This is a genomic window from Raoultella sp. T31 (assembly GCF_002806725.1).
GTDB lineage: Bacteria > Pseudomonadota > Gammaproteobacteria > Enterobacterales > Enterobacteriaceae > Klebsiella > Klebsiella electrica.
The window spans coordinates 32,703-46,738 of record NZ_PIBO01000036.1 but is presented as its reverse complement, the minus strand read 5'-3'; the positions used below and the strand labels follow the sequence as shown (position 1 = coordinate 46,738).

The 14,036-nt window shown below is 59.9% G+C and carries 13 protein-coding genes; 4 read left to right on the top strand and 9 right to left on the bottom strand.

Translation table 11 applies throughout. The features are described from left to right. Positions 1-71 precede the first annotated feature (71 nt). Positions 72-245, top strand: a complete 174-nt coding sequence (locus CWM52_RS20245) for a general stress protein (RefSeq protein WP_100685729.1) — start codon at positions 72-74, stop codon at positions 243-245. A gap of 103 nt (positions 246-348) precedes the next feature. Here the strand turns inward: CWM52_RS20245 and rutG are convergent, their stop codons facing one another. From rutG to rutA, 7 genes are read right to left on the bottom strand one after another with little or no spacing between them, the layout of a single operon-like run. Next, entirely contained in the window at positions 349-1,671 is a 1,323-nt protein-coding gene (gene rutG, locus CWM52_RS20240; protein WP_100685728.1) for a pyrimidine utilization transport protein G, read from the bottom strand. Positions 1,672-1,692: 21 nt separating this feature from the next. After that, positions 1,693-2,187 carry an NADH-dependent FMN reductase RutF gene (gene rutF / locus CWM52_RS20235; protein WP_100685727.1) on the bottom strand — a complete coding sequence of 165 codons (495 nt, stop codon included), beginning with the start codon at positions 2,185-2,187 and terminating at the stop codon, positions 1,693-1,695. A 9-nt stretch (positions 2,188-2,196) separates the two neighbouring features. Continuing rightward, positions 2,197-2,787 (bottom strand): malonic semialdehyde reductase, encoded by a 591-nt coding sequence (locus CWM52_RS20230; protein ID WP_100685726.1) that lies wholly within the window; start codon positions 2,785-2,787, stop codon positions 2,197-2,199. 14 nt (positions 2,788-2,801) lie between these two features. Continuing rightward, positions 2,802-3,587, bottom strand: coding sequence for a pyrimidine utilization protein D (gene rutD, locus CWM52_RS20225; RefSeq protein WP_100685741.1), 786 nt, complete (start codon positions 3,585-3,587; stop codon positions 2,802-2,804). Then, complete coding sequence (rutC, locus tag CWM52_RS20220) at positions 3,581-3,976, bottom strand: pyrimidine utilization protein C (RefSeq protein WP_100685725.1); 396 nt, start codon at positions 3,974-3,976, stop codon at positions 3,581-3,583. Before rutC ends, rutD begins: the two co-directional genes overlap by 7 nt. Continuing rightward, positions 3,969-4,679, bottom strand: a complete 711-nt coding sequence (rutB, locus tag CWM52_RS20215; protein ID WP_100685724.1) for a pyrimidine utilization protein B — start codon at positions 4,677-4,679, stop codon at positions 3,969-3,971. Before rutB ends, rutC begins: the two co-directional genes overlap by 8 nt. Next, positions 4,679-5,770 (bottom strand): pyrimidine utilization protein A, encoded by a 1,092-nt coding sequence (gene rutA, locus CWM52_RS20210; protein ID WP_133121757.1) that lies wholly within the window; start codon positions 5,768-5,770, stop codon positions 4,679-4,681. Before rutA ends, rutB begins: the two co-directional genes overlap by 1 nt. A gap of 283 nt (positions 5,771-6,053) precedes the next feature. On the opposite strand from rutA, the gene rutR reads away from it, so the two are divergent. Further along, positions 6,054-6,692: an HTH-type transcriptional regulator RutR gene (gene rutR, locus CWM52_RS20205; RefSeq protein ID WP_100685722.1), complete on the top strand. Its 639-nt coding sequence runs from the start codon at positions 6,054-6,056 to the stop codon at positions 6,690-6,692. On the opposite strand, the gene CWM52_RS20200 is transcribed toward rutR, so the two are convergent. Further along, a complete protein-coding gene (locus tag CWM52_RS20200; protein WP_100685721.1) occupies positions 6,689-7,084 on the bottom strand; it encodes a lysozyme inhibitor LprI family protein in 396 nt (131 codons plus the stop codon). The genes rutR and CWM52_RS20200 overlap by 4 nt on opposite strands. A gap of 449 nt (positions 7,085-7,533) precedes the next feature. Further along, positions 7,534-11,496 carry a trifunctional transcriptional regulator/proline dehydrogenase/L-glutamate gamma-semialdehyde dehydrogenase gene (gene putA / locus CWM52_RS20195; RefSeq protein ID WP_100685720.1) on the bottom strand — a complete coding sequence of 1,321 codons (3,963 nt, stop codon included), beginning with the start codon at positions 11,494-11,496 and terminating at the stop codon, positions 7,534-7,536. Between the two features lie 424 nt (positions 11,497-11,920). Between putA and putP the strand changes: the two genes are divergently transcribed. Continuing rightward, positions 11,921-13,429, top strand: coding sequence for a sodium/proline symporter PutP (gene putP / locus CWM52_RS20190; RefSeq protein ID WP_100685719.1), 1,509 nt, complete (start codon positions 11,921-11,923; stop codon positions 13,427-13,429). 148 nt (positions 13,430-13,577) lie between these two features. Continuing rightward, positions 13,578-14,012 carry a DUF3574 domain-containing protein gene (locus CWM52_RS20185; RefSeq protein ID WP_100685718.1) on the top strand — a complete coding sequence of 145 codons (435 nt, stop codon included), beginning with the start codon at positions 13,578-13,580 and terminating at the stop codon, positions 14,010-14,012. The last annotated feature ends 24 nt before the right edge of the window (positions 14,013-14,036 follow it).

Here is a 14,036-nt window from a genome sequence, read left to right as displayed (position 1 = left end):
CAGATGCCGCCGGGTTGCGGCCTCGTATTGTACGCAGCGCAAGATGATGTCTAACCAAGTGGAGGTCAGTGATGGCAAACCATCGTGGCGGTTCCGGCAACTTTGCTGAGGATCGTGAAAGAGCATCAGAAGCAGGTCGTAAGGGGGGCCAGCATAGCGGGGGCAACTTCAAAAACGATCCCGAGCGCGCCTCGGAAGCAGGTAAAAAAGGGGGAAAAAACAGTCACGGCAATCGTCATAGCTGATCCATGCGGCTGACTGTCTTCAATGTGGCTTTACGCTTCCTGGCGCCAGCCACATCCTCCTCGCCGCCGGCATCCGCCGGCGGTTTTTATTGCCCGCTGAGGTTTAAACGGGGGTGACGTCGGGCTGTTGCGCTTCACGCGCGCGGCGGTTAAGCAGCGCGTGAAGTAAAATGGCGCCGAAGGTGGCCGTACCGATCCCGCCAAGGGTAAAACCGCCCAGCGACAGAGCAAAATCTCCGGCCCCGAGTACCAGCGTGACCGCCACCATGATCAGATTGCTGTTCTGACTCAGGTCAACCCGATTCTGGACCCAGATACGGGCACCGGCGACCGCAATCAAGCCAAAGACCACGATCGACGCGCCGCCGATAACCGGCCCGGGAATGGTGTGGATCAACGCGCCAAACTTCGGCGAAAAACCGAGCAGAATCGCCATCGCCGCGGCGGCAACGAACACCAGGGTGGAGTAGACCTTGGTCACCGCCATCACGCCGATATTTTCCGCATAGGTCGTTACGCCGCTGCCGCCAACCGCGCCGGAGAGCATCGTCGCCAGCCCGTCGCCAACGAATGCCCGTCCCATATAAGGGTCCATATTGCGTCCGGTCATGCCGGCGACCGCCTTCAGATGACCGAGGTTTTCCGCCACCAGAATCACCGCCACCGGAGCTATCAACATCATCGCCTGACCGTCAAAGGTCGGGGCGGTAAAGTGCGGCAGCCCGAACCACGCCGCCTGGTGCAGTAAGCTAAAATCGAGCGCTTTCCCCAGTCCGAAAACATTCGCCAGCAGCGCATACAGCCCACAGGCGACGATCAGGCCGACGAGAATCAGCAGCCTCTGGATCATCCCGCGGGTAAAGACCGCCACCAGTCCGATACAGAGTACGGTCAGCACCGCCATCCAGCCATCGAAGGCGGAGGCGGAGACGCTGTGTACGGCGATGGGCGCGAGATTGAGGCCAATGGCCATCACCACCGCACCGGTCACCACCGGCGGCATCAGTCGTTCAATCCAGCGGGTGCCGATTTTCATCACCACCACGCCAATCAGGGTATACACCAGACCGCAGGCGATAATGCCGCCGAGAGCGACGCTAAGGTGCGGGTTGAGCCCCTGGCCATTAAAGCCGGTGACGGCAATCACTACGCCGATAAAGGCGGCGCTGGAACCCAGATAGCTGGGTACCCGGCCGCCGGTCACCACGAAAAACAGCAGCGTACCGATCCCGGACAGCAAAATCGCCAGGTTAGGATCCAGCCCCATCAGAATCGGCATCAGTACGGTGGCGCCAAACATGGCGACCGCGTGCTGAACGCCCATGACCATCGTTTGCCCTATGGAGAGCCGTTCATCAGGGGCCACCACGCCGGACGCGGCGGAAGGGGAGGTCAACTGCCAGCGAGGAAAATCGAAAAGTGCCATGATGATATCCCGGGTTTGAGGTTAACAGGCTGGACGCATAAGCGTGTGGTAACCGCGGTCGAACCACATCAGCCCGCGCGGCTCTGGATGTCTGACGATGGCGGCCACTTCGCAGAACAAAATGTCGTGGGTGCCGACGCTGACTATCTGGTTGATACGACAATCGAAACTCACCAGCGCATCCACCAGGCGCGGGCAGCCAGTAAGGCCGGTTTGCCATTCGGCGGCGGCGAAACGCTCCGCCATCGGCGTTTTACCGCCAAAAACGATGGAGAGCGACTCCTGGCCTGCCGCCAGAGTGTTGACGCACAGCGCCTGATGCTGGTTGAAAGTCGGCCATACCGAGGCGGAACGGTTGAGACAGACCAGCAGCGTGGGGGGCGTATCGGTTACGCTGCAGACCGCGCTGGCGGTAAATCCGGCGCGACCCGCCGGGCCATCGGTGGTAATAATATTGACCGCCGCGCCGACCTGGGCCATGGCGTCACGAAAACTCTGTTTATCCGCTACGGACATAGTGGCTCCTTACGCCAGCTGGCAGGCATCATCAAAGGGCAGGCGCGGCAGGCGGCCATACAGCCGGGTCTCGTCGCCGTAACCGATATTGATCAACAGGTTGCTCTTCCAGCCGCTGTCGGCAAAGAACGCCGCATCGACCTTGTCGCGATCAAATCCCGACATCGGGCCGGTATCCAGCCCAAGCGCGCGGCAGGCGAAAATCAGGTACGCCGCCTGCAAGGAACTGTTGCGAAACGCGGTCTCTTCCGCCAGCTGCGGACTGGAGGTGAACCAGCTGCGGGCATCGCCGTGGGGAAACAGCGTCGGCAGACGATCGTAGAAGGCGCGATCCCAGGCCACGATGGCGGTCACCGGCGCACGCAGGGTTTTTTCGCGGTTGCCGCTGGAGAGCGTCGGGCGCAGCTTCTCCTTGCCTTCCGGCGTGCGGACAAAAACGATTCGCGCCGGGGAGCAGTTGGCGGAGGTCGGGCCCATTTTCATCAGATCGTATATTTCGTGCAGCAGGCTATCGCTGACCGGTTTATCCAGCCAGCCGTTGTGGGTACGGGCGTGAGTAAACAGACTGTCGCGCGCGCTTTGGCTAATGCTTTCGCTCATAGATTCTCCTGATATCAGGCCAGCATGGCGGCCAGCCCGTTGCATAAAATAGGGTTGAAGGTGTCGGCATCGGTCACGTTGCAGGCGTGGCCGCCCCAGGCCATCTCGAAGCGCTGGCTACCCGGTATCGCCGCGTGTAGCGTGCGCGAGCAGGAGGCGGGAACCAGCAGATCGTCATGGGCGCTGACGACCAGGGCCGGGCACGCCACGGCGGACGCCCGGCGAGAAAAGTCGGCCTGCTTCAACGCCTGCAGCCGCTTGAGCAGATTCTCCTTGCCCTGGAAATGGCTGAGCGCAAGCGCATCTTCCGCTTCCAGCCGCGGCATCCGTGCGGCCATCCACTCCGCGGGGTAGAGGAACAAAGGCTGCGCCTCAACCCACGCCTGGGCGCCGCCCGCGTGCAGCAGACGCTCGCGTACCTGAAAACAGCGGCGGGTGTGGGGAGACAGGGTCAGCCAGCCGTTGACCAGCACCAGGCCGCTGACCGCGTCAGGAAAGTCCAGCGCCAGCTGCAGGGCAATCAGCGCCCCAAGGGCGTGCCCCACCAGGGCAAAGCGGGAGACTCCCGCCGCCTGCAGCGCCTGCTTCAGTTCCTGCGCCATGGTTGCCATGCTGTAGTCAGCCGGCAGCGGTCCGGCGTTTTCGCCGGTGCCGTTGTGATCATAGCTCACCAGTTGATACCGTTGCTCCAGCGCCGCGCGCTGCGGCAGCCAGTAGCTGCCCGCGCCGCCGAGGCCGGCGCTCAGCACGACCGTCGGTGCGCCCTCAAAGGGCGCCGGAGAGATATTCAGTTTCATAATGCTGCTTTTCCGATATGGGCGACGGTCGCAATCTCGACCAACGCCTCCGGCTTGACCAGTCCGCACTGGATGCAGAAGCGCGCCGGTTTATCGCCAGGAAAAAACTCGGCATAGACTTCGTTAATCGCGGCGTAGTTTTTCCAGTCGGTGATAAAGATGCTGTTGAACGTCACATCCTCCATGCGGCCACCCGCCGTTTCGATCACCGTTTTGATCGTGTCGAGAACGTGGCGGGTTTGCGCCTTTGGGTCGCCGATGTGCACCACGTTATTTTGCTTATCAAACGGCAGCGTGCCGGAAACATACACCACGCCATCGGCCAGCGTTCCGGGGACAAAAGGGGCGATCGGCGTTGTGGTGTCGGGCGGAATAATGACCTGTTTAGGCATAACGTTTCTCCTCCGGGAAAGTGAGCGGCGCGGCCGGGGACAGCGCATCGCAGAAGCTGGCGACATCGCTGACCCAGCCAAAGAAAGTCTCAATATTGAACAGCGCGGCCTGCTGGGCGAAGGCCGGGCCCGCCTGGTGGGTGGCGTCTTCCAGCACGACGCCGAAGTATTCGAGGAAGAAGCCGTCGCGCAGGGTCGATTCCACGCAAACGTTGGTGGCGATGCCGGTAAAGATCAGATGACGGATGCCGCGGCTGCGCAAAATGCTGTCCAGTTGCGTGTTGAAAAAGCCGCTGTAGCGCGGTTTCGGCAGCACCACATCGCCGGGCTGGGGCTGCAGCTCATCGACCAACTGATAATCCCAGCCGCCTTTAGCCAGCAGTTTGCCCTGTAGCTCAGGACGGCGGCGCATGGTCTTCAGGGCATTGGATTTGTGGTAGTTCGGCGAACCCGGGCCGCCGGCTTCCATATACTCCTCGTCCCAGCCGTTCTGGAACCAGACGATCAGCATGCCGGCGGCACGGGCCGCGGCGACGGCGGTGTTAATGTTGTCGATAACTGGTCGGGTGGCGGAGACGTCAAATCCGGCGAGGTCGAGATACCCTCCCTGGCTGGCATAGGCGTTTTGCATATCGACGACGATCAGCGCGCTGTTTTGCGCCGGAAAGGTCAGGGATTCCGGTCGGGCGGAAAGCGTAATCATCAGGCAACCTCGCGGGTAACGGTGGCAATATGGTCGCGGCAGCGCATCAGCGGCTGAATGCGTTCGCCAAAGGCGTCGATGCCGGAAAGAAAATCATCAAACGTGAGCAGGACGCCGTCGGTGCCGGGTACGGAGGCGACGTCGTCGAGCATACGGGCGACGCTGGCGTAGGAGCCCACCAGCGTGCCCATATTGATATTGACCGCCGAGGTCGGATCGGCCATCTGCCGCACGTTGGTATCGCTGCCGGAGCGGGTGTCTTTTTGGCTTTGTTCGGTGAGCCAGGCCAGCGCTTCGTCATCGGCGCCCGCCTTGTAGTGCTCCCATCTGGCGCGGGCCGCTTCGTCGGTTTCATCGGCGATGATCATAAACAGCACATAGGATCCAACGTCGCGGCCGGTCTTTTCCGCCGCCTGCATCATGCGCGCGGCGGTCGGGGCAAAGGCGGTCGGCGTATTGACCCCCTTGCCGAAGCAGAAGTTGTAGTCGGCATACTGCGCGGAGAAGGCCATCCCCGCATCGCTCTGTCCGGCGCAGATAACTTTCATCGGCTGCGACGGCTGCGGGCTGACGCGGCAGTCGTTCATGGTGAAGTAGTCGCCTTTAAAGTCGCTGCGCCCGGTCCCCGACAGATCGCGCAGCACCTGCACATATTCGGTGAGATAGTCATAGCGGCGGGCGAAGTAATCGTCGCCGGGCCAGATACCCATCTGCTCATATTCCGGTTTTTGCCAGCCGGTCACCAGATTGACGCCGAAGCGGCCGCCGGAGATAGAGTCGATGGTGGAGGCCATGCGGGCGACAATGGCCGGCGGCAGCGTAAGCGTCGCGGCGGTGGCGTAGATCTGGATCCGCGAGGTCACCGCCGCCAGACCGGCCATCAAGGTGAAGGATTCGAGGTTATGATCCCAGAACTCGGTTTTGCCGCCGAAGCCGCGCAGTTTGATCATCGACAGGGCGAAGTCAAAATGGTAGTGCTCCGCTTTCTGGACGATCGCTTTATTCAGTTCGAACGTCGGCATGTACTGCGGAGCATGGGTGGATATCAACCAGCCGTTATTACCAATCGGAACGAAGACACCAATTTTCATACGAACCTCTCTGCAATCGTTGAAGAAGAAGGCGCGCGGCGCTGCATCCTGCATCTCCTGGGTCACCTCGCCAGCAAGATAAAGCAAAGGTGATGCCAGTTTTGCAAACCGCAATGTTATTAATGTGTTGCGCGTTAGTTGCCAAAAATGAAGGCGGAAAAAGTGGACTGAATGGTCAAAATGAGTGCACGAAAAAACGGCAGTCATGCGCAATTGGGGTGCATAAGGTCGTGTCGAGGTTGGGCTTTTGCTATGCTGATGGCGTTGAAAGAAGGAGATGACGATGGCAGAGGGCGCTGTAAAAAAAACCGGGAAGCGTTCGCAGGCGGTGAGCGCAAAGAAAGAGGCTATCCTGGCCGCTGCGCTGGACGCATTTTCGCAATTTGGTATCCACGGTACGCGGCTGGAGCAGGTGGCTGAGCTGTCCGGGGTATCGAAAACGAATTTACTCTATTACTACCCGTCGAAAGAGGCGCTGTATGTCGCCGTATTGCAGCAGATTCTCACCATCTGGCTGGCGCCGCTGCGGGCCTTTCGCGAAGATATCAGCCCGCTGGTGGCTATCCGCGAATATATTCGTCTCAAGCTGGAGGTGTCGCGCGATTATCCGCAGGCATCGAGGCTGTTTTGTCTGGAGATGCTGCAGGGGGCGCCGCTGCTGATGGGCGAGCTGACCGGCGATCTGAAAGCGCTGGTTGATGAGAAATCGGCGATTGTTTCTGGCTGGGTCGATAGCGGGAAGCTGGCGCCGGTCGACCCTCAGCATCTGATCTTTATGATCTGGGCCACCACGCAACATTACGCCGATTTTGCCACCCAGATTGAGGCGGTCACCGGCGCAACGCTGCGTGACGAGGCGTTTTTTCAACAAACCGTGGAGAATGTCCAGCGGCTGATCATTGAAGGTATCCGGGTGCGTTAACTGGCGGGGGGAAGCGGACAGCTCTGGTCACCTTCTTCACACTGCAGCAGCGAAGCAAGGAACGATTCGCGCTCAACGGTTTTGTCTGCCATACACTGATTGATGAGCATCGGCTGGACGCTGCCGCCCTCGGCGCCGGAAGCGATGAAGGCGCAGTCGGCGTCGCGCAGCGCTATCCACGCCAACTGCGCTTTTTTCAACAGTGCCTGCTGTTTACCCGAGGCGCGCTTCAGCGCTTCCTGATAGGTCTGATTCAGCTTGCTATCGGCCGCCTGATATTGTGCTGCCGTACACTGATTCAGCTCAGCCTGATTACCGGCGCTGGCGCATTCGTCCGCCAGGGCATGCCCGCTTGCCAGCAGGGCGATAAGGGCAAGTACAGTTCGTTTCATTGGACCACTCCCATAAAAAAGCTTCCGTCGGGGAGCTTTAATTAACCACAGCCGGCGTCCGGTGTCATTAGCTGCCGTAGGTGCCGTCTGCTTTTCCCGGCGGATTTTCCTGGTGGGTTTTCCCGGGTGCGGCGCGGGGCGCCTTACCCGGGCTACGGGCGGGTTTTCCCGGGGGCGGCGCGGGGCGCCTTACCCGGGCGACGGTGGGTTTTCCCGGGTGCGGCACAGAGCGCCTTACCCGGGCGACGGTGGGTTTTCCCGGGTGCGGCACAGAGCGCCTTGCCCGAGCTACGGTGGGTTTTCCCGGGTGGCGGCGCGGGGCGCCTTACCCGGGCTACGGTGGGTTTTCCCGGGTGCGGCGCGGGGCGCCTTACCCGGGCTACAGAACGGCAGACGGCTGAAGACAGGTAGCCCGGACAGGTGCGTAGCACCGCCTCCGGGGAACAGCGTTAGCCGATGGTCATCAGGCTGGCGTTGCCGCCTGCCGCCGCGGTATTGACGCTCAGCGAGCGTTCAATGTACAGACGTTCCAGCAGCAGGTTGCTTTCACCGCGGGCGAAACCCTGAACTGAGATAATCGCACCATCGCGTGCCGCCACCTGCTCGCACAGTTCGCGCAGCTGGTCGGAGTCGCCGTGGTAGATAACCGCATCGAACGCCTGAGCGCTCAACATCTCCGGTTTGGCAAAGTGGAGACGTTCGCTGACCTCGCGCGGCAGCTTCTTCGCCAGTTCGCGATGCAGAGCGCTCTCCGGCCACAGGATTTCACAGCCGACCGCGGTGACTGCCGCCAGCTGAATCAGCGCATCCTGCTCGTTATCCGCCACGCACAATACGCGGTCGCGAGGGATAAAGGTCAGGGTATTGCGCTCGCCGGTTGGCCCCGGCAGCAGACGCTGGGTACCGGCTTGCGCCAGGTCACGATACTGCTGGCACAGCGCCTGCAGTTCAGGACGACCGGCGGCCCACTGCTGCAGCGCGTTCAGCGGTTTTTCCAGCAGGGTTTTCAACTGCGCATCCAGCGGGCGTTGCGCATCCTGGCGGGCAAGGGTGGTCCCGACGGCATTTTGCGGACGGCTGGAGAGCAGGCGATACAGATACAGCGGGCCGCCGGCTTTCGGTCCGGTCCCCGACAGACCCTCGCCGCCAAACGGCTGCACGCCGACCACGGCGCCAACCATATTGCGGTTAACGTACAGGTTGCCGACCTTCGCGCTGCCGGTAACCTGCGCGATGGTCTCATCGATGCGGGTATGGACGCCGAGGGTCAGACCGTAGCCGGAGGCGTTAATCTGCTCGACCAGCTGATCCAGAGCATTACGGTGGTAGCGAACCACATGCAGAACCGGGCCAAAGACCTCTTTTTTCAGCTCATCAAAACTCTCCAGCTCGATCAGGGTCGGCGGAATGAAGGTCCCGCTGTGCCACTCACGTGCATCCTCGCTGTTTTCCCGTACTGCCTGGAATACCGTGCGTCCTTTGGCGCGCAGGCTCTGAATATGGCGTTCAATATTCTCTTTCGCTTCGGCATCGATGACCGGACCGATATCGGTCGTCAGGCGGCCAGGGTTGCCCATCCGGCATTCGCCCATCGCACCGCGCAGCATGGTCAGCGTATGGTCTGCTATCTCTTCCTGCAGGCAGAGAATACGCAGGGCGGAACAGCGCTGCCCGGCGCTATCGAACGCGGAAGCCAGCACATCGACCACCACTTGCTCGGTGAGGGCGGAGGAGTCGACGATCATCGCGTTCATCCCGCCGGTTTCGGCGATAAGCGGCGTCGGACGCCCCTGTGCATCCAGGCGGCTGGCGATATTGCGTTGCAGCAGGGTGGCGACTTCGGTGGAGCCGGTAAACATTACGCCACGAACGCGATCGTCGGTGGTCAGCGCGGCGCCGACGGTTTCCCCGCGGCCCGGCAGCAACTGAATCACCCCCGGCGGGACCCCGGCTTCCAGCAGAATCGCCACGCCCTGGGCGGCAATCAGCGGCGTCTGTTCGGCGGGTTTCGCCAGTACGCTGTTACCGGCGGCCAGCGCGGCGGCAATCTGACCGGTGAAAATCGCCAGCGGGAAGTTCCACGGGCTAATACAGACCACTGGGCCCAGCGGACGGTGGGTTTCATTATCGAAATCGTCGCGCACCTGACCGGCGTAGTAGTGGAGGAAATCGACGGCTTCGCGGACTTCGGAGATGGCGTTGCTGAAGGTTTTACCGGCTTCGCGGACCAGAATGCCGATCAGCGTCTGCATCTGGCCTTCCATCAGTATCGCCGCGCGTTCAAGGATCGCCGCACGCTCCTGTGGCGGGGTGGCAAACCAGATAGGCGCGTTATTGACCGCGCTGGTCAGCGCCAGCTCAATCTCTTCCGGGCGGGCTTCACGCACGTGGCCGACGATATCTTTCGGCTCGGCCGGGTTAATCACCGCCTGCAGTTCGCCGGCAATCACCGGATGCTCCAGCGTCGGCAGCGCCTGCCATTTGTGCAACGCGCTGTTCAGCAAAGCGGAGGAGAGGGAGGCCAGACGGTGTTCGTTGGCCAAATCCAGGCCCGCGGAGTTGCTGCGGCCTTTGCCGTACAGATCGCGCGGCAGCGGGATCTTCGGATGCGGCAGACCGGCCTGACCCTCCTGCTGAGCCAGTTTTTCCACGGCGCTGACCGGGTCGGCCACCAGCTCATCCAGCGGCAGCGTACTATCCGCGATACGATTAACAAAGGAGGTGTTGGCGCCGTTTTCCAGCAGGCGACGCACCAGGTATGCCAGCAGCGTTTCGTGAGTCCCGACCGGCGCATAAATCCGGCACGGACGATTCAGTTTACCGTCGGCAACCTTGCCGACCACCTGCTCGTAGAGCGGTTCGCCCATGCCGTGCAGGCACTGGAACTCATACTGGCCGGGATAGTAGTTCTGCCCGGCCAACTGATAAATGGCGGCCAGGGTGTGGGCGTTGTGGGTGGCGAACTGCGGGTAGATCAGGCTCGGCACCGCCAGCAGCTTTTTCGCGCAGGCGAGGTAGGAGACGTCGGTATACACTTTGCGGGTGTAAACCGGGTAGCCTTCGAGGCCGTCCATCTGCGCGCGTTTGATTTCGCTGTCCCAGTAGGCGCCTTTTACCAGGCGGATCATCAGGCGACGGCGGCTGCGGGTGGCAAGATCGATCAGGGAATCAATGACGAACGGGCAGCGTTTCTGATAGGCCTGAATGACGAAGCCGATCCCGTTCCAGCCGGCCAGCTCTGGTTCAAAACACAGCTTTTCCAGCAGATCGAGGGAGATCTCCAGACGATCGGCTTCTTCGGCATCGATGTTAATCCCGATGTCGTACTGCCGTGCCAGCAGAGTCAATGATTTCAGGCGCGGATACAGTTCATCCATCACCCGATCGTATTGCGCGCGGCTATAGCGCGGGTGCAGCGCGGAGAGCTTGATCGAAATCCCCGGCCCTTCATAAATACCGCGGCCGTTAGAGGCTTTGCCAATCGCGTGGATCGCCTGCTGGTAGGAGACCATATAGGCCTGAGCATCGGCGGCGGTGAGGGCGGCTTCGCCCAGCATATCGTAGGAGTAACGGAACCCTTTCTCTTCCAGCTTGCGGGCGTTGGCCAGCGCTTCGGCAATGGTTTCGCCGGTCACGAACTGCTCGCCCATTAAACGCATCGCCATGTCGACGCCTTTGCGAATCAGCGGTTCGCCGCTTTTGCCGATAATCCGGTTCAGCGAGCGCGACAGGCTGGTTTCGTTATGGGTAGAGACCAGTTTGCCGGTAAACAGCAGGCCCCAGGTGGCGGCGTTGACGAACAGCGACGGGCTGCGGCCGATATGCGATTGCCAGTTACCGTTGCTGATTTTGTCGCGGATGAGGGCATCGCGGGTGGCTTTGTCCGGAATACGCAGCAGCGCCTCCGCCAGACACATCAGCGCCACCCCTTCCTGCGAGGAGAGGGAAAACTCTTGCAGCAGGCTCTGCACCATGCCGGCGCGGCCGCTGGCGGTTTTTTGATTACGCAGTTTCTCCGCTAGCTGATAAGCCAGCCTGTGCGCCTGTTCTGCCAGCGGCTGCGGCAGACGCGCCTGCTCCAGCAGCATAGGGACGGCGTCGGTCTCCGCCCGGCGGTAAGCGGCAGTAATCGAGGCCCGGGTGACGGACTGCGGCAGGATCTGCTCGGCAAATTCGAGGAATGGCTGCCACGGCTCATCGACCTGGCTGCTGGCGTCATCGCTTTCATTGGCGGTGCCGGTAAGCAGGGTCGGCAGCTCGGGCAGCGTCTGGTCGTTTTCCAGCTTTTCCAGATAGTTGAAAATGGCCTGTTTAATCAGCCAGTGCGGCGTGCGGTCAATACGGCTCGCGGCGAACTTAATGCGTTCACGCGTCGCGTCGTCAAGCTTAACACCCATGGTGGTGGTGCCCATGCTTATCACTCCTGTTATCAATCGTTGTTCTTTTTTTCGGTTACGCGGAAATATCCACTATGTTGCAACTTTGTGCAACCTTGTTAATCGTGACCTGTGTAGCAAGCTGAGAAAGGCGTAAATTGTTAATTGCGGTGATGGATATAACGGAAAATTAACCTTTCTCCACCGCGGTTTTTTATGCGTCAGTTAACAGTTTTACAAGGTGCAACCAATAAAAATGTGAGAGAGTGCAACCTGTAACGAAATGAAGTTTGGTACGGACAAGAATTAGTGTAAATGCTGTGTTAAATCGTTTGTGAAATGCCGACGCATCCGTCAGGATACGGTCGCCCAATACAACCATTGCGCCATTACCCCGTTCCGGTAGTGGAATAAAATGACAAAGCAGGATGTTGTTGACAAAATAATCTGGAGATTTTACATGGCTATTAGCACCCCCATGTTGGTGACTTTTACTATTTATATATTTGGCATGATATTGATCGGTTTTATTGCCTGGCGATCGACAAAGAACTTTGATGATTATATTCTCGGCGGCCGCAGCCTCGGGCCATTTGTGACGGCGCTCTCCGCGGGGGCCTCTGATATGAGCGGCTGGCTGCTGATGGGATTACCCGGCGCGATATTTCTCTCCGGTATTTCCGAGAGCTGGATTGCCATCGGCCTGACGCTCGGCGCATGGATTAACTGGAAACTGGTCGCCGGCCGCCTGCGCGTTCATACCGAGGTGAATAATAACGCGCTGACCTTGCCGGATTATTTTACCGGCCGCTTTGAAGATAAAAGCCGCGTGCTGCGTATTATTTCGGCGCTGGTTATTTTGCTGTTCTTCACCATTTATTGCGCCTCCGGGATTGTTGCCGGCGCTCGTCTGTTTGAAAGCACCTTTGGCATGAGCTATGAAACGGCGCTGTGGGCCGGTGCGGCGGCGACGATTATTTATACCTTCGTCGGCGGATTCCTCGCGGTCAGCTGGACCGATACCGTGCAGGCCAGCCTGATGATTTTCGCGCTGATTCTGACGCCGGTGATGGTCATTATTTCCGTTGGCGGCTTTGGCGAATCGCTGGAAGTGATCAAGCAGAAGAGCATTGAAAACGTCGATATGCTCAAGGGGCTGAATTTTGTAGCGATTATTTCGCTGATGGGCTGGGGCCTTGGCTACTTTGGCCAGCCGCATATTCTGGCACGTTTTATGGCCGCGGACTCGCACCACAGTATTGTTCACGCTCGCCGTATCAGCATGACGTGGATGATTCTCTGCCTGGCGGGCGCGGTGGCGGTCGGTTTCTTCGGTATTGCATGGTTCAATAATAACCCGGCGCTGGCCGGGGCGGTAAATCAGAACTCCGAGCGCGTGTTTATCGAACTGGCGCAAATCCTGTTTAACCCTTGGATTGCCGGTATCCTGCTGTCGGCGATTCTGGCGGCGGTGATGTCCACTCTGAGCTGCCAGCTGCTGGTGTGCTCCAGCGCGATTACCGAAGACTTGTATAAAGCGTTTCTGCGTAAAAACGCCGGGCAAAAAGAGCTGGTGTGGATCGGACGGGTGATGGTCCTGGTGGTGGCGCTGGTCGCCATTGCGCTGGCGGCCAACCCGAACAACCGTGTGCTGGGTCTGGTGAGCTATGCCTGGGCCGGTTTCGGTGCGGCGTTTGGTCCGGTCGTTCTGTTCTCGGTAATGTGGTCGCGTATGACGCGTAACGGGGCGCTGGCCGGGATGGTGATCGGCGCGCTGACGGTGATTTTCTGGAAACAGTTCGGTTGGCAGGAGCTGTATGAAATCATCCCTGGCTTTATCTTCGGCAGCCTCGGTATCGTGGTCTTCAGCCTGCTGAGCAAAGCTCCGTCGGCCTCGATGCAGCAACGCTTTGCCGAAGCGGACGCCCATTACCATTCGGCTCCGCCGACGCCGGCTATCGCCGAGTAAACTCAGGACAGGTCAATCCAGCCCGCGTTTCAGCGGGCTTTTTGGTTGCTGATAGCCGGTCAAACGCCCGGCGGCGCTGCTCCCCCTCTTGCTAATTCCATGAAAATACGCTGATATCGGGGGCACAAAAAACAATGAGGATAGCAAAATGACGTTCAGACAGGGTGCGCTGGTGCTGGTGATGGCCGGGTTGCTTGGCGGTTGCGTGGCGCCGGCGAAGAAGAGTGCGCCGGTTCCCACCGCGGCGGTATGCCCGGCAGAGAATGCGATGGTGCAGACCACGCTCTATTTCGGTTTGAGCCGCCCGGCGGGCAAAGATATCACCGCCCAGGAGTGGCAGCAGTTTGTTGACCGCGACGTCACGCCGCGCTTTCGTGAGGGGTTAACGGTGTTTGACGCCCGGGGCCAGTGGTTGGGCAATGATGGCAACGTGGCCCGCGAGCAGAGTAAAGCGCTGATGCTGATTCATGGTAAAGACGGCGACAGTGAAGAGGGGATTGAGGCGTTACGTCACCTCTATAAATCGCGCTTTGCCCAGGAGTCGGTGATGCGCGTTGACCAACCGGTCTGCGTACATTTTTAATGTAAACTGCCTCTGCTGAAAGTG

What these genes read in the sequence shown, in the direction of transcription:
- rutF (WP_100685727.1), bottom strand. Translation starts at nt 2,187, where the DNA reads ATGTCCGTAGCGGATAAACAGAGTTTTCGTGACGCCATGGCCCAGGTC.
- CWM52_RS20200 (WP_100685721.1), bottom strand. Translation starts at nt 7,084, where the DNA reads ATGAAACGAACTGTACTTGCCCTTATCGCCCTGCTGGCAAGCGGGCAT.
- rutA (WP_133121757.1), bottom strand. Translation starts at nt 5,770, where the DNA reads ATGAAAATTGGTGTCTTCGTTCCGATTGGTAATAACGGCTGGTTGATA.
- rutC (WP_100685725.1), bottom strand. Translation starts at nt 3,976, where the DNA reads ATGCCTAAACAGGTCATTATTCCGCCCGACACCACAACGCCGATCGCC.
- rutR (WP_100685722.1), top strand. Translation starts at nt 6,054, where the DNA reads ATGGCAGAGGGCGCTGTAAAAAAAACCGGGAAGCGTTCGCAGGCGGTG.
- CWM52_RS20230 (WP_100685726.1), bottom strand. Translation starts at nt 2,787, where the DNA reads ATGAGCGAAAGCATTAGCCAAAGCGCGCGCGACAGTCTGTTTACTCAC.
- putA (WP_100685720.1), bottom strand. Translation starts at nt 11,496, where the DNA reads ATGGGCACCACCACCATGGGTGTTAAGCTTGACGACGCGACGCGTGAA.
- CWM52_RS20185 (WP_100685718.1), top strand. Translation starts at nt 13,578, where the DNA reads ATGACGTTCAGACAGGGTGCGCTGGTGCTGGTGATGGCCGGGTTGCTT.
- putP (WP_100685719.1), top strand. Translation starts at nt 11,921, where the DNA reads ATGGCTATTAGCACCCCCATGTTGGTGACTTTTACTATTTATATATTT.
- rutG (WP_100685728.1), bottom strand. Translation starts at nt 1,671, where the DNA reads ATGGCACTTTTCGATTTTCCTCGCTGGCAGTTGACCTCCCCTTCCGCC.
- rutB (WP_100685724.1), bottom strand. Translation starts at nt 4,679, where the DNA reads ATGATTACGCTTTCCGCCCGACCGGAATCCCTGACCTTTCCGGCGCAA.
- CWM52_RS20245 (WP_100685729.1), top strand. Translation starts at nt 72, where the DNA reads ATGGCAAACCATCGTGGCGGTTCCGGCAACTTTGCTGAGGATCGTGAA.